Below are 17,592 nucleotides of genomic sequence, written 5' to 3'. Positions count from 1 at the left end.
TTCTAAATGAAATTACGGGTACTTTTAAGTTATTTGATCATAGGAATTCTTATCTGTTCCTGTGGTTCAAATCCATATTCTAAAACGAATAAAATTTATAAAAAAAGAGCCAAGGATCTTTCCCAGGATCTTACAGAGTTCACTCCAGATAAAGGTAAACAAACAGACAGTCTCAATTATGGAAAGTATCCGGTTGGAACAACCAATTTCAACTTAAGAAAACCTAATTATGTAGTTATACATCATACGGCACAGGACTCTGTTCAGCAAACTCTTAAGACCTTTACTTTACCAAGAACTCAGGTAAGTGCACATTACGTAATATCAAGAGATGGCGAAATCTATCAGATGTTGAATGATTATTTTCGAGGATGGCACGGAGGCGCTGGCATGTGGGGAAATAATTCAGATCTTAATTCATCCTCGATAGGAATTGAGCTGGACAATAATGGCTATGAAGAATTTTCTGAACCTCAAATCCAGAGTTTACTGGCTGTATTAGATCAGCTGAAAGAAAAATTTAATATTCCTGCTAAAAATTTTATAGGCCATTCAGATATTGCTCCAAGTAGAAAGGTAGATCCTAATGCAAATTTTCCCTGGAAACGACTGGCAGAAGAAGGCTATGGGCTTTGGTACGATGAGGAAAAAGTGGCTAATCTACAACTGGCCTCTGAATTTTTTAAAGCTTTCCCTTCGGGTTTTGAAATGCAACCCGATCAAAACACGCTTCCATTTTTAAACAGGTATATATTTCCCCAGGTGATTCCCGCAGATTTTGATTACGCAATGGCACTAAAGATCATTGGTTATGATATCTCAGATCTGCCGGCTGCCATTAAAGCCTTTAAGCTTCATTTTATTCAGGAGAACTATAAAAAGCCATATTTGAATGATAAGGAATTAAAAATCCTTTATCATCTCTACCAAAAGTATTTATAAAAGAGAATCATGCGACTTCATTTTTTTATTTTTCTATCCGTTTTCTGTGGTTCATTTATTCAGAAATCCAATGCTCAGAATAAACTCCAGTCAGAATTAAAAATTATAAGCCGCGCCGAGTGGAATGCCGCACCTCCGGTTCTAGAAATGATTCCTCATACCCCCCGCTTTATTACCATACATCATACTGGAATGCCCCAAAAGCCAGAGCTGAGCATAGAAAAGAAGCTCAGGGGACTTCAGGATTTCTCTCAAAAAGACTCAAAACTGGCCAGTGGAAAACTAAAAAAGGCATGGGCAGATGTTCCTTATCATTTCTATATTTCAACTTCAGGAGATATCGCCGAGGCTAGAAATGTGAATTACCAGGGTGATTCTAATACAGATTATAACCTGGATGGCCACCTGTTGATCGTAGTTGAAGGAAACTTTAATAAAGAAAAAGTTCTGCCAGAACAGTGGAAAAGTCTGAAACAGCTTGTGCCATATGTCTCAGAAAAATATAACATCCCGCTATCCAGCGTTTCAGGGCATAAAGATCAGGCTAAAACTACCTGTCCCGGGGACGATCTCTACCGGCTATTACCTCTACTAAAAACAGATAAACGGGTTAGGATCGGGGCAGAAAGATTATTCGAAGAAGAATATTTTAAGCTTATTCAAGGCCAAAGAATTGGCCTTATAACCAATCATACGGGACTTCTTCCCAATATCGAGCACCTTGTAGATCTGCTTCATGAAAATCCTGAAACTAACCTGAAATTATTGTTCGGCCCGGAACATGGAATTCGCGGTGAACAGGATACCCATGTTTCAGATTCAAAAGATAAAACAACAGGGCTGCCGGTAATTTCCCTTTATGGAGACACTCAAAGACCAACTCCTGAAATGCTGGAACAAATTGATGTGCTAATATTCGATATTCAGGATATAGGAGCAAGGTATTATACTTACATACGTACCATGCTGTTCGCTATGGAGGCCGCAGCAGAAAGTGGAATTCCCTACATCGTCCTGGACAGGCCAAACCCTATAAATGCTGAAACCGTTGCAGGCCCGATTGGAAACAGTTTTAAGCCCGTATTAAATATTGAAAGCCTGCCTGTTGTTCATGGGATGACCATTGGAGAACTGGCTACAATGTTCAATAAAGAAAGGGAGAAAACAGGAAAATCAACTGCAGAACTTAGTGTGGTTCCACTTGAAAATTATCGCAGATCCTTCTATTTTGATGAAACGGGGTTGCCCTGGATAAAGTCCTCTCCCAATATGCTAAACCTTACCACGGCTTTATTATATCCAGCCACCTGCCTTCTTGAAGGAACAAATTTTTCAGAAGGAAGAGGTACTCTTCAGCCTTTTGAACTTATAGGTGCACCCTGGGTAAAAGCCGGAGAGCTTTCAGAATTATTAAATTCTTATAAACTTCCGGGAGCGAAATTCAGCCCGGGAAGATTTAAACCTGATAGTATTGTAGATGGAATAAAGATCTATCCCCCAAAATTCGTAGGTGAAGAAACCCCCGCTGTGGAAATCTCCATTACCAATCGTAATGAGTTAAAGCCTGTAGAGCTTGGAATTTATATCCTGCATGCATTAATAAAACAATATCCCAACGAGTTTGAGTGGAAAGAAAAGAGGATTGACCATCTTCTTAAAACTTCAAAAGTGAGGGAAATGCTTAATAAAGGTGAGTCGCCAGAAAATATTATCGGGCAATGGAAAGAGGAACTGGAGTATTTTCAGAAAAAAAGAGAGAAATACCTATTGTATTAAAATTGAATAAAATAGTTATGAAAAAATATATCATTTCGGCACTGCTTATAATATTGCTATTCCCAGCTACGGCAATCTATGCTCAAAATTTTAAATTCGCTCATGTCTCAGATACACATATTGGTTCTGGAACCGCTGAGGAAGATCTTAACAGGACTGTAGGTGATATAAATTCCCAAGAAGATCTGGATTTTGTAATTGTAACCGGGGATATTACCGAAATGGGAACCGATGAAGAGCTTGCTCTGGCGAAGAAAACCCTGGAAAACCTGGACATTCCGTATTATGTGGTTCCAGGGAATCACGATACCGGCTGGTCTGAATCTGGAGGTGTAAGTTTTATCAGGGAATTTGGATATGATAAATTCAGTTTTGAACACAATGGCTACAAATTTATCGGTTGTGCCTCGGGCCCTTATGTAAGGATGTCTGATGGTCATATTCCACGTGACGCCATTGTCTGGCTGGACGAAGTATTAAAAGCGACGCCAAAAGACCAGCCCATCATTTTTGTAAATCATTATCCAATAGATAACAGCCTTGATAACTGGTTTGAGATTACCGAACGACTGAAGAAATATAATACTCAATTCGCCATTTGCGGACACGGGCACCGGAACAAGGCTTTCGATTTTGAAGGCATTCCCGGCATTATGGGACGCTCCAGCCTTAGAGCGAAACAGGAAACAGGTGGTTACAATATTATTGAGGTTACCGAAGACACCGCAAATGTTTATGAACGAACGCTGGGCGTAGAAACGCATACTGCCTGGAATAGTGTAGAACTCGGGAATAGAAATTATAAAATGGATACTGACTATGAACGACCTTCCTATAAAATGAACGATTCGTTTCCGAAGGTTCAGAAGACCTGGGAATATCATTCAGATGCCAACGTGATTTCCACCCCTGCCGTGAATAGCGGAAAAGTGATCTTTGGAAACAGCACCGGGCTTGTTGAAGCATTAGCAGAAGACACCGGGAAAAAAATCTGGAGCTTCGAGACCGATGGTGGAATTTTCTCTTCACCCGCAAACTTCAAGAAAGATGTGATCTTTGGTTCCGGGGACGGGAATATCTATAGTCTGGATTCAGAAAGTGGTAAAATCAATTGGGAAACAAAAACCGGGGCTTCCGTTCTTGGCTCTCCTATAGTAGAAGATGGTGTTATTTATATCGGCGGAAGTGATGGTATATTCAGAGCTTTAAAGGCAAAGAGTGGAAAGGAAATATGGAAATTTTCAGGGCTTAAGGGGCCGGTGGTTAGCAAGCCGCTTATATATCAGAATAAGATTATTTTTGGCGCCTGGGATAAGCACTTATACGCTTTAAATATCAAAACCGGAGAATTGGAATGGAAATGGACTAATGGTTCTGCTAACAGAATGTTCTCTCCGGCCATGGTAATTCCTGTTGCTGCTGATGGCGCAATCTATATTGTTGCCCCAGACAGGTATATATCTGCCATAAACGCTGAAACCGGAAATACACTCTGGAGAAGTAATGAAGCCAAAGTGAGGGAATCCCTTGGTATTTCACAAGATGGAGAAACGCTTTACGCTAAAACGATGAACGATACCCTGGTTGCTTATAAAGCTAACGGGGCCAATTCTGAAATCACCTGGAAAAAAGATCTTAAATATGGTTACGACCATGTTCCTTCCATGCTCATAGAGAAATTAGATGAGCTATATTTTGGGGGAAGAAATGGCGTGGTATTTAGTGTAAACCCAGTAAATAAAAAGCTTAATTGGAAATATAAAATTGATAATTCTATGGTAAATACCGTAAATGATATTGGTGACAGAAAACTAATTGCGGCTACTATGGATGGTAAAATTGTCCTTCTGGAATGGTAAAAAGAAAAGGCTCCCGAAATTGGGAACCTTTCTAACTAACACCTAATTACTATTTAAATAAAATTCTTATTCAGAAGTTTCTTTTGATGGATCTGCATCTGTAAAAATGTCCTTTTGCTTTAGGTAAAGCAAGCCTTCATCTTCCTGGTTAAATACCCTTTTTGTTCTTAAGTAACGATCGTAATTATATTCGTCGAAATCTGAAGCCGTAGTGTCCATCGTGCTTACATGAACATCTCCCATAGAGTGGATAAACTCGTTGTTACCAATCCACATTCCCACATGCACCACTCTTTCTGAAGTAGAATCTGTCGCCGGTCTTCCGAAGAAAAGAAGGTCTCCCGGAATAAGGTTTTCAAAATTTCTCCTGGAATCTACCAGTTTACCAGTGTGTACCTGTTGAGATGCATCTCTCGGGATCACAATCCCGTTAAGAAAATAAACGGTTTTGGTGAACCCGCTACAATCCACACCTTTAGATGAAGTCCCTCCCCATAGGTAAGGCAGACCCATCAGTTTTTTTGAAGTTTCTACCAGATCCTCTTTTTCCATTTCAAGGGAAGAGAGCCAATCCTGATATGGTTTGGCTTCAGCTTTCGCTATGAAAGCTTCTTTGCCGTGAGGATACTTTACCTTATAAAATCCTTTTTCTTCGCTTATAAGCTCTATAATGTTCCCTGCGACAAGATCTGAAACACTTTGAGAAGCATTATTCGGTTTTTCATAGGAATTACCAAAGGCTTCCAGGTAAATAAGCTTTTCTGCAGATTTCCATTCAGAAAACTCTGCTTTGGTTTTATGAGCCAGTCCGCCGTAATCTACCCAGCCTAAATAACCATCTGGAGTCTGAATATAATACCAGCCTCCCTGTTTTTTATACACTTTCAACGGCATTCCCATCGTGGCCTGGGTCACAAGCTGAGCAGAATGTTTGGGTTCATCACGTAGGTTTGCTACAGAAATCTTTACAACTCCCATGGTTTTACCTTCAAGACCATTTTCATCAGGTAATACAGCAATACTATCCCTGAATTCCAGGTTTTCTGATTTCATTTTATTCTTCAACTCTTCGATAGCTTCAGGCATATTAGATTCTCCCTTAAGAATATAGGTATCATCATTTTTTACCGCTTCAATATCGAAAAGAGCCACTCGTTTATCTGGAGCATACTTTTCGCTCACCCCGGCAATTACCTCATCAGCTTTATTTGCTTCATTTGCATTTTCTTTTTCAGCTTTTTCATTACAGGAAATCAGCATTAAAAAAGCTAAGAATGCTATATAATTCAACTTGATATTCATAGTATTTAGATATTTATTCAAATTTAAACAATTTCGCTCCGGTTCCGTTTCTGTCTGGAAAATGGACCTTTCCATCATAAACCTTCACTCCTTCTGCTATATCATTACGAATAAGCAGGCCGCCATCCATATCTACATAATCGAGCATAGGCAAAAGCTGGCCAATGGCAGACATAGAAACACTAGATTCAGTCATACAACCCACCATAACCTTTAGTCCCAAAGAACGTGCATTTTTGATCATTCTTCTACCTGGAGTAATGCCGGCACACTTGGTAAGTTTGATATTAACTCCATGAAAATAAGGTGCGCATTTTTCGACATCACTTTCCACAATACAGCTTTCATCGGCAATTAGAGGAAGTTTCGATTTTTGAAATAATTCCTGCATTCCCTCAACGTCGCCAGGTTTTAAGGGCTGTTCCAGGAATTCAACATTAAGCTCTTTTAAAGCTTCGCTGTTCTCAATGGCCTGTTCTACAGTCCAGGCTGCATTTGCATCTAATCTGAATACTGAATCTGTATGCTTTCTAAGTTCCTTTACAATAGCAATATCATCTTCTGTACCCAGTTTTATCTTATACAATGGCCATGGAAATTCCCTGATCTTATTCACCATTTTATCCACTGTATCTATACCTATGGTATAATTAGTAAGCGGAACATTAGAAATATCAAGGCCCCACATTTTATAAAGTGGCAGGTCATTTCTTTTGCCGTGAAGATCATGCATGGCAATATCCAGTGCACACTGGGCAAAAGGATTATCCTTTAAATGCGGAAAGGTTAGTTCCCATAATTCTTCAGGAGTACGATGTATATTTTCAGAAATAATAGGCTCGACAGATCTTATCGAAGCGATCATTTTATCTACAGTCACGCCATAATATACCGTAGCTGCGGCTTCCCCATACCCCGTAAATTCACCATCAGATAATATTACAATAAGCGTTTCCTGAAAATCACGAGAACCATGATTTATAGTAAAAGTGTTTTTCAGTTCTAAATTGAAGCTCCTGTAAGCTATCTTCATATTTTATATTATTTCAAATTTCCTTTGCTATAATTCAGCCATAAACCTAAAAAGGTTAATCCGGCATTTACCAGTAAGATCTCAAAACCAAATTGATATCCGTTGAACCATGCAACGGAGTTCTGATCAAGAATCACAGAAATAATCGGAGCAAGAATACAGATCACGGGTACAAACCGGTCTTTAACTGCTCGTTTATTCAATAGACCAAATGCGAATAATCCCAATAATGGTCCATAAGTGAAACCGGCGACTTTAAATACCGCACTCACCACACTGGTATCATTTAAACTATTAAAAATAATGATTACCAGGAACATAAGAACGGTAAATCCAATATGCACCCAAAGACGGGTTCTTTTTTGATGCGCCTTTTTATTGGGCAGATCAAGAATATCCACGCAAAAGGAGGTAGTTAAAGCGGTTAAGGCCGAATCTGCACTGGAAAAAGCTGCTGCTATAATTCCTAACAGAAACACGATCCCGGCCAGAATACCAAAATGATTCAAAGCAAGTAACGGATATAGTTCGTCACTTTGTTCAGGAATACTTATACCCTGATCCATTGCAAATTTATAGAGAAGAACTCCCAAAGCAAGAAAAAGAACTGTCGATACAAAAAAGGTAATAGAGAACCAGAATATATTCTTTTGAGCATCTTTCTGATTCTTACAGGTTAAATTCTTCTGCATTACATTCTGATCCAGACCATTCATGGCAATGGTAATAAATATTCCGGCAAGAAAGGTCTTGTAAAAATTGCGGTCTGATCGCCAGTCCCAGTCAAATATGGTAGACATTTTACTTTCTGAAACCGTCGAGATCATTTCTGAGAATCCCAGTCCCATTTGATCTACGATCATATAAATACTAATGACCACGGCAAGTAATAGAAAAGTTGTCTGTAAGGTATCGGTCCAGACTATTGTCTTTATTCCTCCACGGAAAGTATATAGCCAGATAAGTACAATAGTAGTTAGGACAGTAACAAAAAAAGGAATTCCAAAAGCATCAAAAAAGGCTATCTGAAGAACTACCGCGGCGAGAAACAGCCTGAAAGAAGCTCCAATAGTCTGTGAAACCAGGAAAAAAGCAGATCCGGTATAATAAGAGTGCTGCCCGAACCTATCTTTTAAATATTCATAGATAGAAACCAGCCGAAGTTTATAGAATAAAGGAATGAGAATAAAAGCAATTACAGCATAACCAACCATATTCCCCATCACGAATTGCAGGTAGGTCCAGTTGGAGTTCCCTACTTCCCCCGGCACCGATATAAAAGTAACTCCGGAAAGTGATGCACCTACCATTCCGTAGGCCACCAGATACCATGGAGATTGTCTATTAGCAGTAAAAAAGGTGTTATTATCAGCTTTTTTGGAGGTGAAATAGCTTATCCCCAGCAATACCAGAAAATAAATAGCTATAACTCCAAATACCAGTAATGGTGTCATTCGTTATTTTTTTAGAATAATTTCTTTGAAATCACTTTGATTGCCTAACCTGTCTACCGCCGTAATTCCAATTCTTTCCATCATTTTCTTTTTCTCTCCCACTACGTTCTGAAGACTAAAAGAAGTGACATTTCCATCCAGAATCTTATAATCCCAGTTACCCTGCTCATATTTAAACCAGATTACATATCTGGAAATATCTTTAGGATCTGAGACTTCCCAGTTCATTAAAAGTCTGTCATTCTCAACTTTAAAGCTGAATTCCGGAACTTCAGGTGCCGAATCATCAAGCCAGGGGCTTGGAGGCACTAATGCTTTTTTTCGGTATGGACCTTCAACTAAAGCCCTGGCAAGATTTTTATGTTTTACAAGGGGTCCTATACTCCAGTGTACAGTCCCTTTACTTTCAGGAAGCATCCCCCGGGTGATCATAATCTGGTTGATGGTCTCATCAACATTTTTTTCGTCTCCTCCCAGGCCAACATTAATTCCCGGCCACAAGTGCCTGTTTTTTGTATTTTCAGATTCCCACCAGCCTAACAATTCCGGGAAACTTTGCGCATACTGGTTGATCTGCCAATATAATTGAGGTGTAAAGTAATCTATCCAACCTTCATTCAGCCATAATTTTGCATCTGCATAAAGCTTGTCATATTGGTCATAACCGCTCACAGATTCAGGGTATCCAGGTCTCCATATCCCAAATGGACTTAATCCGAACTTTACAAAAGGCTTTTCAGCTTTTATTTCTTCGTAAATTCTTTTGATGAACTTATTAACATGATCCCTTCTCCAGTCTGCCTTTGAAAGCTTTCCGTCAGCATTCTGGTAAGCCATAAATGTCTTCTCATCCGGGAAATCCTTACCGTTATTGTATGAATCGTAGGGATAGAAATAATCGTCAAAATGAACGCCATCAATATCGTAACGGTTTACAATATCCATTACTACCGCTGCAGAATGGTCCTGAGTTTCCTTTTGGGCAGGATCCAGCCACCACATGCCATTGGCAAGCTCAACGGCAAGCTCAGGTTTTTTTCGAATGATCGAAGTACTGGTCACTTTTCCGCCGGTAGTATGATGGGCGCGATAAGGATTGAGCCATACATGCAATTCCAGGCCTCTTTTATGAGCTTCTTTTATCCAGAAGTCTAAGGGATCATAATAAGGATCGGGAGCCTTGCCTTGCTCTCCAGTTAGGAAATAAGACCAGGGTTCAAGCTCACTTTGGTATAAAGCGTCTGCCTGAGGTCTAACCTGAAAAATTACCGCGTTGAAATTATGCGACTTTAAAAAATCAAGCAGCTTTAAAGCTTCCTGTTGTTGCTGGTAAGTGGAAAGACCAGATTTACTGGGCCAGTTAATGTTAGCCACCGTAGCGATCCAGGCTGCCCTGAATTCTTCGATATTTAAAGGCGGATTTATCTTTTCTTTAATTGAAACAGGATTATCCTCTCCTGGAATTTCCTCTTTGACTTCAGGTTTTTCAGCAGAAACAATAGTATCCTTTACCACGTTTTCTTGGGTAGAAGGTTCAGTAGTCGGTTTGGTGGTTTTACAGGCGGTAAAACTTAGCAACAAAAAAAGTGCAGTAGCAAAAAGGTGGGGTATTTTATTCATTAGTTAGTCTGGAAATAAAACTTTTATATTCAAAGAAAGGTCCTTTAGATTAAATTCCAAAGGACCTTTGACTAATTCGGAGATAATATTACCATCCCGGGTTTTGATCCAATTCCACACCCTGGTCTCTGTACAGGGTTATTTGATCTAGTGGAATGGGTTGAAGATAAACTCTTGGATCATCAAAAGTTCTTAAAGACTCCTGTGCCGAAGCAGGAATAATATATCCTTGCTCTCCTTCAGTTAAAGTAAGGTTGCTTAGATCTGCATCTGGATAATCTGCTTTTACTATCCATGCACCTCTATTGATCTCTGGATATTGAATCATATCGGTATACTCATACTTTTCCCATCTATTAAGATCATCAAGTCTAAAACCTTCCATCATAAGTTCTATTCTGCGCTCTCTTCTAATTTCCCAGATAATCGCAGGTACTTCAGGATCTCTTTCTGGATCGTCATATACCATCCCGTTCACAGCTGGCTCGCCACCCATGATTTCAAGATGAGGTAAATTAATTCCTGGCCTGTCCCTTAGAACATTTATAGACATATCAAGATCCATCTGAGTTAATTCAGGTCCTCCCACTGTGGCTAATTCAGCAGCAGCTTCAGCATAATTTACCAGCACTTCACCGTAACGAATAATAGGAGCATCTGTAGGGTTAAGATTAGAACTTCCTTCTGGATCTTCTGCGATATCTTCATTCAGGAATTTATGCGTGGCATAACCGGTAGTTGAATAATCTGAATCTATCCCGTTGATCCTTAATTCATCTGAAACCAATGTTTCATAGATCCTAGGATCGCGGTTAGTCATTACATTCTCAATTCCCTTATCTCCCTGATATTCTGAAGAAATTGCGATTGGAAGTCCGTCATCAGCAAGATACGCTTCAACGGCATCTTTAGACACTCCTGTTTGTGGTTCCTTGTTATTATAGGAATTTAAAGCGTGGGTAAGAATTCCCGCTTCATATTCTCTGTAAAGAAGAACTTCAGGGTTTCCAGAAAGGCTTAACGAATTAAATACCTCTCTGTAATTACCTAATGAAAATTCTCCTGAATTGATCACCTGCTCAGCAGCCCATTTTGCCGCCTCTAAATATTCTCTGGCTTTTTCAGAATTATTCTCATGATATTTCTGCCAGGTTCCTTCATAAAGGAAAACTCTAGACATAAATCCAAGTACAACACTTCTATCTACTTCCTGGCCTTCATTTTCTACTCCAGATCTTACATTTTCTGCAGCGAAATAGAAATCCTCCAGTACCTGGTCCATTACAAAAGTCCTGTCGTCACGTTTTTTATACAACAACTCTGTATCGTCTTCAGATAGTTCCTGATCGTAATAAGGTACATCACCGAATCTTTTTACCAGGTCATGATATTCAAGAGCTCTGAAGAACCTACCAATCCCGGTCCAATGATTAATAGCTTCCTCTTCCATAGGCACCGTAGCTACACGATCTATAAAGATATTAGCCTTTCTAACCCAGGCGAAGGTCCATCCCCCACCAGAAGTAGGCACCTGTTGGGTAAATCTCGGCGGATTGGTTGGTGCAAAATCATCATTTAAGGATTGACCTGAGAAATAATCTCCCCAGCTATATCCTGAACCATATCCTGTAAAGTATGCCGAATAGAAACCATAAGCGAAAGTCTTAACATTGCCTTCACTGGTCCAGTATGTTTCATCTACCAGCTGATCCTGTGGCGGAACATCCAGAAAATCATCATTACAACTCACAATAATGAGTGATAATATGAATAAAGCTGCTATTTTATTTAATATTTTCATTATTTAAGAAGTTTTTAATTATAAGGTAATCTGTACACCGAACGAATAAGATCTTCTGAAAGGATATACTCGTCCAAAGGTTATAGGATCATTTAAACCAGCTGCAGTATAATCTACTTCTGGATCTACCGGAATTTGAATATTACTGAATTCAAACAGGTTTTCACCGCTAAAGTATACTCTAAACTTATCCACGTTCACTTTTTCAGTTAATGAAGATGGTAGGGTATAACCAAAAGTAATATTCTTCATTCTTAAATAAGACATGTCTAATAAATACTTGGTTTGAGGCAGGAAGTTCATCGCGTTGTTAGACTGCTGCTGATCGTTTGGCCTCGGGTAGTAAGCATCTGTATTTTCTGGAGTCCAGTAATCTAATTGGTGCTCATACCAACCTTCAGCATATCTGTATCCAGGAATAAACACCGGGCCACTAGCCCAGAAATCACGTTTCCCAACACCCTGCATAAACATGCTTAAATCGAATCCTAACCAGTTTGCTCCTAGTTGTAATCCATACTGGTATCTAGGAGTTGTATTTCCTATCCTTTTCATATCACCATGATCGTCTACAGTTCTTGAACCGTAATTGATCTCACCATCTCCATCAAGATCCTTATACTTTATATCTCCAGGACCGTACTGGAACCATCCGTTGGTTTCGAAAATATCCTGAGAAGGAACTCCATCTGCATAATTCCCTTCAGCATCAAAATCATCTTCAGTAAAGAACCTGTCTGTTTCAAATCCCCAGATCTCTCCAAGAACTTTTCCCTCGTAATAAGAATTTATCCCTTGCGTAGTATTGGCGTATTTGGTAATTCTTTCTTTATAATCTGTCAGGGTAGCCAAAGCATTAATGCTAAGACCATTTTCAAACTGATGGCTAAAATCTATAGCCAATTCCCAACCTCTTGTTTGCAGCTCTCCGTAATTACGTATTGGAGATGAAGTTCCGTAAGAGCTAGGAAGGGTTACCCCTGCACTATGCATATCACTTACTGTTCTTTCATACCAGTCAAACGTTAATCCTAATTTATCGCTAAAAAATCTTGCATCAAGACCAAAATCCAGAGTGGTTACAGTTTCCCAGGTTAAAGAAGAAGGAATTGCGCCTGGAGTTCCAACTGCCACCTGCTCATTTCCATCTATTACCCAGTTAGATCCATAAGAAGACATTACACGGTATATATTAGATAAATATGAGTTCTGGTTTCCAATAGAACCATAAGAAACTCTAAACTTCAAGAATGACAAAGTTGGATCTAATGGCTCCATAAAATCTTCTTCACTCATTACATAACCAGCAGAAAAAGATGGGAAGAAAGCCCATTTTTCATCGGCAGATAATCTAGAAGAGCCATCATAACGTCCATTAGCCTCTAATAGGAATTTATCCTTGTAAGAATAGTTAAGACGTCCAAATGCTCCAAGTGTAGACCATTTATTACGATCACCACCTACGAATTGATCTCCGGTTGCCAGTGCTAATTCTCCCTGATCAGGATTCAGTAGATTTCTTCTTTGAGAATAATGGAACCATTCTTCATATTCTTCCATATCTCCTCCCAGAGTCAACTTAAATTTGTGATCTCCAAATTCCTTATCATAAATTCCGAAAAGTTTGGCGGTATTCCTTCTACTCCATTCAGAATTATACTGAACTCGATCGTAAGCAGCACTTGAGTAAGGCACATAAGAAAAATCAGGGCCCTGAGCCCAGAAGTTATAAGCGTATAAAGTCCCGCCCGTCTGGTGTTCATGCTCCTCTACTCTATCGTGAGTATAATCGAAGTTAATATCAAGATTTTCTAATGGACTAATAGTAGTTCCAAGATTCACCCTTGATAAAGAATAAGTATTCTCATTCATTTTTGCCTGTTCAACTTCAGAAATATGATTTCTGAAAGGTTTGCCATCTACAGTCCCGTAAGGATACTGGGCTGGCCAACGTGTGGTATAATACCAGGCATCATAGGTATTAGAACCAAATTTGAATGGTTCGGTAGTAATTGAATTGGTATTTAAAACTTTAGCACGAACCTCTAACCAATCAGTGATGTTCGTATTTACACTTAAGTTTAAGTTATATCTTTCATATTCATCTGGATTAGCTTTATAAACACCACCCTGATTTAAGTATCCTAAACCTAGGTAATAATTAGTGTTTTCACTTCCTCCTGAAACTGAAAGATCATGTTTTTGCTGTGGTGCCCATTCCTTAATGAAAAGTTCCCTGGGATCCCATGGACGGTAGAAAAACAATCTTCCATCTCTAATTTCGTAGTCACGTCCTTCAACCATTTCCATTCCCAGATCCTGGCCTCCGTATAATTCTTCCCACTCATACATTTTATCTATAGCGGTCTGGTCTATATACATTCCCACAATTCCGAAAGCATCTAAAGAAGGAATTCTTCGGTTAACAGCCGCAAAGGCCATTTCAGCTCCTTCTGCCGCCGGAGCAACTTTAGGAGTGTTAGTAGGTGTTGCCCATGCAAAGTTATTGGAATAATTAACTGTAGGAGCCATTCCTCTTTTTCCATTCTTGGTAGTGATAAGGATCACACCCCATGCACCACGAGCTCCATAAATAGAAGTAGAGGCAGCATCTTTTAAGACAGAAATACTCTCAATGTCCTGAGGGTTTATAGACTGTAAGCTAGGAACCTCCACGTTATCTACCAGGATCAAAGGTTCTGCACCTCCACCTGTTCCAAGGGTTCCCACAGACCCCCTTAATTTAATAGATGGATCTTGACCAATCTGACCACTGGAAGAACCAATGGTTAGCCCGGGAGTAGTTCCCTGTAAACCTCTACCAACATCGGTAATAGGTCTGGATTCAAGAACATCTGTATCTACTGTGGCAACAGCACCGGTAAGATCACTTCTTTTCTGGTTACCATACCCAACTACTACAACTTCATCCAGACTTTCTGCATCTGTTTTAAGAGTAATATTAAATTGTGTTTGATCTCCAACTGTTACCTTTTGTTTTTCGAAACCTAGCGAAGATAATACGATAACAACATTCTTTTTGTCTGGTACAGAGAGTTCAAAATGGCCATCAAAATCGGTTACTGTTCCTTTTGCGGTATTTTCGACCTGAACGGTCACCCCTGGAAGCGGCATTCCGTCCTCATCGAATACATCTCCTGAAATTTGTTTTTGCTGTGCCCAAAGACTTACAGAAAACAGAGAAAATAGAAGAACAAAAATTTTGTGATTTTTTCCCATAGTTAGCTTTTCATTAATGAATATTTACAACAAATTAAAAATATAATTTAAATTATTGTTAAATATATAATTTAATGGAAAACTAAAAAAGATTTAGTTGTTTTTTTTTAAATAGATTATACTTAATTAAATTTTTTAATTAACTATTTAAATTTTTATTATTTATTAATAGCCTTTCGTACACTACCGTGCTCTTTTAAAAGCTTTTCTGCTTCTTTTTCGGAGACTCCCAGTTCTTCCATAATCATTCTAATTCCACGACCAACAAGTTTAACGTTAGAAAGCTGCATATCTACCATCTTATTTCCTTTCACCCTTCCCAGCTTTATCATTACCGCAGTGGAGATCATATTTAAAACAAGTTTCTGAGCGGTTCCTGCTTTCATCCTGGTGCTTCCCGTAACGAATTCAGGACCGGTAACTACTTCAATGGGATATTCTGAAGCATTAGCAAGAGGACTTCCTGAGCTACAGGTAATGCAACCTGTCGCAATTCCATTTTTACGACTATCCTTGATCCCCCCAATAACATAAGGAGTAGTTCCTGAAGCTGCAATCCCAATCACTACATCCTTTTCAGAGATATTGTATTCCTGGAGATCCTTCCAGGCCTGATCTGTATCATCTTCAGCATTCTCCACGGCATCCCTAAGGGCTTTATCTCCCCCTGCTATAAGCCCAATAACGATCCCCGGGCTAACCCCGAAAGTAGGAGGACATTCGGAAGCATCAAGGACACCCAGCCTTCCGCTGGTTCCAGCTCCTATATAGAATAATCTTCCACCGGCCCTGATTTTAGGCACGATGATATCCACAAGTTTTTCAATATAAGTGATCTGCTTTTTGACATTTCCTGCGATCGTTTGATCTTCCTTATTAATATTCGAAAGTAATTCCAGGGTATTCATCTTTTCCAGATGATTATAATTGGAAACTTTTTCGGTATCCGGATTTTGTTTACTCATCTTCTTCTTTTGAAAGTTTTTCAGAGAAAATTCCTTTTTCTCTGGTCGTTTCCCATTTTACTTCAGGACTCTTAAAATATTTAATTCCGAGATTTTCTAATCTATAAGCATGTCTCGCAAGCCTTCCAGTAAAGTCCTGGAAATTTCTATTTTCGGCTTTACTCCAACCAATTTCCGCGACTGCTATACTCCTTGGCCATAGTCGATCATCGGCACGGTCGTCACTAATTACCAACTCGCTCCATACGGGAGCCTCAACGCCAATTACTCGTTTATCATCTGTTTGATAACTGTAAACAGTTTCAAGACTTAAGCCTTCTTTACGGCACCATTTATAAGTGTTTTCCTGGTCAGTGACATTTCCGTGATCCAGGTAGAAAAACTTACAGAAAGAATCTATAATCTTCTGGTTCTCTCCAATAGGCGTCTGATCATTCCACCGCTGTACCACAAAATCACCACTCAATTCTGCCTTAGCGCTTTCTTCCCAACCAATTGCTGTTTTATCGAATTTACGAACTATGGAATCAGCCTTTTGAATAAATTCTTCGTATAAGGGGTCTTCTATTTCGTCTCCGCCAATATGTATCCAGTCTCCGACTGTAATTTCAGCCAATTCCTTAACAATAGTATCTACAAATTGATAAGTTGTGGGATCTTCCAGACATAATTTTGTCCACCCCACTTTATAACCCTCATAAAGATTTGGCGGCTCAGCTCTTTTTGGCTCAATATTTTTATTATTCTCACAATTTAGTTCAGGGTAAGAGACCAATGCAGCATAAATATGACCCGGCATATCTATTTCCGGAACTATAACGACATTTCGTTTAGCTGCATATTCCTGTAATTCTATATACTCTTTCTGAGTTAAGTAACCGGCTCTCCCATTTTTAACCGTACTCTTCCCTCCTATTTCGGTTAATTTTGGATATTCTTTTATCTCGATTCGCCAGCCCTGATCATCACTTAAATGAAGATGTAATCTATTCATTTTATAAAGAGCCATCCTGTCGATATGTTTCTTTATATATTCTTTAGAAAGAAAACTCCTGGCAATATCTAGCATACTTCCTCTCCACGAATATAATGGCTTATCGGTTATCTCTACCGTTCTCAATTTGAAATCAGAAGAAACTTTTCCGTTTTCAATTGCAGCCGGGAACATCTGTCTTAGGGTTTGAATTCCGTAGAACATTCCAGCATCTGTCGCACTTTTCAAGCTAATTCCGGAAGTATTTATCTTTAATTGATAACCCTCTTCTCCTAATTGTTCTTTCAATTCTGGATCAACCGAAATTTGCCAGTTTCCGCAATCATCACCATTGTCAAATTCGGATTTAATATTTGTAACGGCCAACAATTTCTCCAGCCATTGGATTGAATTCTTACTCTCGGTATTATAACAAACCTTCAAATTTTCAGGGAAATTATAAAATCCAGTTCCCCATTCAACATTTTGTGGCGCCGGAATAATAGCAGGAATATCTTCTTTTTTCACTTTTTCAGGCAATGCTTGTGTTGCATAACATGAGAAATTAAGAAGTATAACCAATAAATAAAAAACTTGAAATTTGTTGAATTTTGAATTCATATCTAC

General features: G+C 39.1%; 11 protein-coding genes. 3 read left to right on the top strand and 8 right to left on the bottom strand.

Features of this window, described 5'->3' with window-relative positions:
* Positions 1–6: 6 nt before the first annotated feature.
* Genes G530_RS0101995 through G530_RS0101985 form a run of 3 tightly spaced genes read left to right on the top strand, consistent with a single transcriptional unit; the run spans position 7 to position 4,577 of the window.
* The gene (locus G530_RS0101995) at positions 7–942 is read left to right on the top strand and encodes an N-acetylmuramoyl-L-alanine amidase (RefSeq protein WP_026932934.1); all 936 of its coding nucleotides are present in this window, start codon (positions 7–9) and stop codon (positions 940–942) included.
* A 9-nt stretch (positions 943–951) separates the two neighbouring features.
* The gene (locus tag G530_RS16460) at positions 952–2,718 is read left to right on the top strand and encodes an exo-beta-N-acetylmuramidase NamZ domain-containing protein (RefSeq protein ID WP_051199652.1); all 1,767 of its coding nucleotides are present in this window, start codon (positions 952–954) and stop codon (positions 2,716–2,718) included.
* 17 nt (positions 2,719–2,735) lie between these two features.
* Positions 2,736–4,577, top strand: coding sequence for an outer membrane protein assembly factor BamB family protein (locus G530_RS0101985; RefSeq protein ID WP_026932933.1), 1,842 nt, complete (start codon positions 2,736–2,738; stop codon positions 4,575–4,577).
* 66 nt (positions 4,578–4,643) lie between these two features.
* Here G530_RS0101985 and G530_RS0101980 read toward each other — a convergent pair whose 3' ends face one another.
* The 8 genes from G530_RS0101980 to G530_RS16455 all read right to left on the bottom strand — a co-directional run bounded on the left by G530_RS0101980 (position 4,644) and on the right by G530_RS16455 (position 17,586).
* Positions 4,644–5,879 carry a C40 family peptidase gene (locus G530_RS0101980; RefSeq protein WP_026932932.1) on the bottom strand — a complete coding sequence of 412 codons (1,236 nt, stop codon included), beginning with the start codon at positions 5,877–5,879 and terminating at the stop codon, positions 4,644–4,646.
* Between the two features lie 13 nt (positions 5,880–5,892).
* The gene (locus tag G530_RS0101975; RefSeq protein ID WP_026932931.1) at positions 5,893–6,912 is read right to left on the bottom strand and encodes a dipeptide epimerase; all 1,020 of its coding nucleotides are present in this window, start codon (positions 6,910–6,912) and stop codon (positions 5,893–5,895) included.
* Between the two features lie 8 nt (positions 6,913–6,920).
* Entirely contained in the window at positions 6,921–8,366 is a 1,446-nt protein-coding gene (locus tag G530_RS0101970; protein WP_026932930.1) for a sodium:solute symporter, read from the bottom strand.
* Positions 8,367–8,369: 3 nt separating this feature from the next.
* The gene (locus G530_RS0101965; protein WP_026932929.1) at positions 8,370–9,986 is read right to left on the bottom strand and encodes a glycoside hydrolase family 10-like protein; all 1,617 of its coding nucleotides are present in this window, start codon (positions 9,984–9,986) and stop codon (positions 8,370–8,372) included.
* An 88-nt stretch (positions 9,987–10,074) separates the two neighbouring features.
* Entirely contained in the window at positions 10,075–11,787 is a 1,713-nt protein-coding gene (locus tag G530_RS0101960) for a RagB/SusD family nutrient uptake outer membrane protein (RefSeq protein WP_026932928.1), read from the bottom strand.
* Between the two features lie 18 nt (positions 11,788–11,805).
* Positions 11,806–15,027: a SusC/RagA family TonB-linked outer membrane protein gene (locus G530_RS0101955; protein WP_026932927.1), complete on the bottom strand. Its 3,222-nt coding sequence runs from the start codon at positions 15,025–15,027 to the stop codon at positions 11,806–11,808.
* Positions 15,028–15,185: 158 nt separating this feature from the next.
* Positions 15,186–15,992, bottom strand: a complete 807-nt coding sequence (murQ, locus tag G530_RS0101950; RefSeq protein WP_026932926.1) for an N-acetylmuramic acid 6-phosphate etherase — start codon at positions 15,990–15,992, stop codon at positions 15,186–15,188.
* Positions 15,985–17,586: a beta-N-acetylhexosaminidase gene (locus tag G530_RS16455; RefSeq protein WP_051199650.1), complete on the bottom strand. Its 1,602-nt coding sequence runs from the start codon at positions 17,584–17,586 to the stop codon at positions 15,985–15,987. The genes murQ and G530_RS16455 overlap by 8 nt, the downstream gene beginning before the upstream one ends.
* Positions 17,587–17,592: the final 6 nt, after the last annotated feature.

Source organism: Christiangramia echinicola DSM 19838, from assembly GCF_000423065.1.
GTDB lineage: Bacteria > Bacteroidota > Bacteroidia > Flavobacteriales > Flavobacteriaceae > Christiangramia > Christiangramia echinicola.
The sequence above is the reverse complement of the archived record's forward strand: the minus strand, read 5'-3'. Positions and strand labels throughout refer to the sequence as shown.

Excerpts from the sequence above, each read along its gene's own strand:
- G530_RS16460 (WP_051199652.1), top strand. The coding sequence starts at position 952 with ATGCGACTTCATTTTTTTATTTTTCTATCCGTTTTCTGTGGTTCATTT.
- G530_RS0101960 (WP_026932928.1), bottom strand. The coding sequence starts at position 11,787 with ATGAAAATATTAAATAAAATAGCAGCTTTATTCATATTATCACTCATT.
- G530_RS0101975 (WP_026932931.1), bottom strand. The coding sequence starts at position 6,912 with ATGAAGATAGCTTACAGGAGCTTCAATTTAGAACTGAAAAACACTTTT.
- murQ (WP_026932926.1), bottom strand. The coding sequence starts at position 15,992 with ATGAGTAAACAAAATCCGGATACCGAAAAAGTTTCCAATTATAATCAT.
- G530_RS0101970 (WP_026932930.1), bottom strand. The coding sequence starts at position 8,366 with ATGACACCATTACTGGTATTTGGAGTTATAGCTATTTATTTTCTGGTA.
- G530_RS0101955 (WP_026932927.1), bottom strand. The coding sequence starts at position 15,027 with ATGGGAAAAAATCACAAAATTTTTGTTCTTCTATTTTCTCTGTTTTCT.
- G530_RS0101995 (WP_026932934.1), top strand. The coding sequence starts at position 7 with ATGAAATTACGGGTACTTTTAAGTTATTTGATCATAGGAATTCTTATC.
- G530_RS0101980 (WP_026932932.1), bottom strand. The coding sequence starts at position 5,879 with ATGAATATCAAGTTGAATTATATAGCATTCTTAGCTTTTTTAATGCTG.
- G530_RS0101985 (WP_026932933.1), top strand. The coding sequence starts at position 2,736 with ATGAAAAAATATATCATTTCGGCACTGCTTATAATATTGCTATTCCCA.
- G530_RS16455 (WP_051199650.1), bottom strand. The coding sequence starts at position 17,586 with ATGAATTCAAAATTCAACAAATTTCAAGTTTTTTATTTATTGGTTATA.
- G530_RS0101965 (WP_026932929.1), bottom strand. The coding sequence starts at position 9,986 with ATGAATAAAATACCCCACCTTTTTGCTACTGCACTTTTTTTGTTGCTA.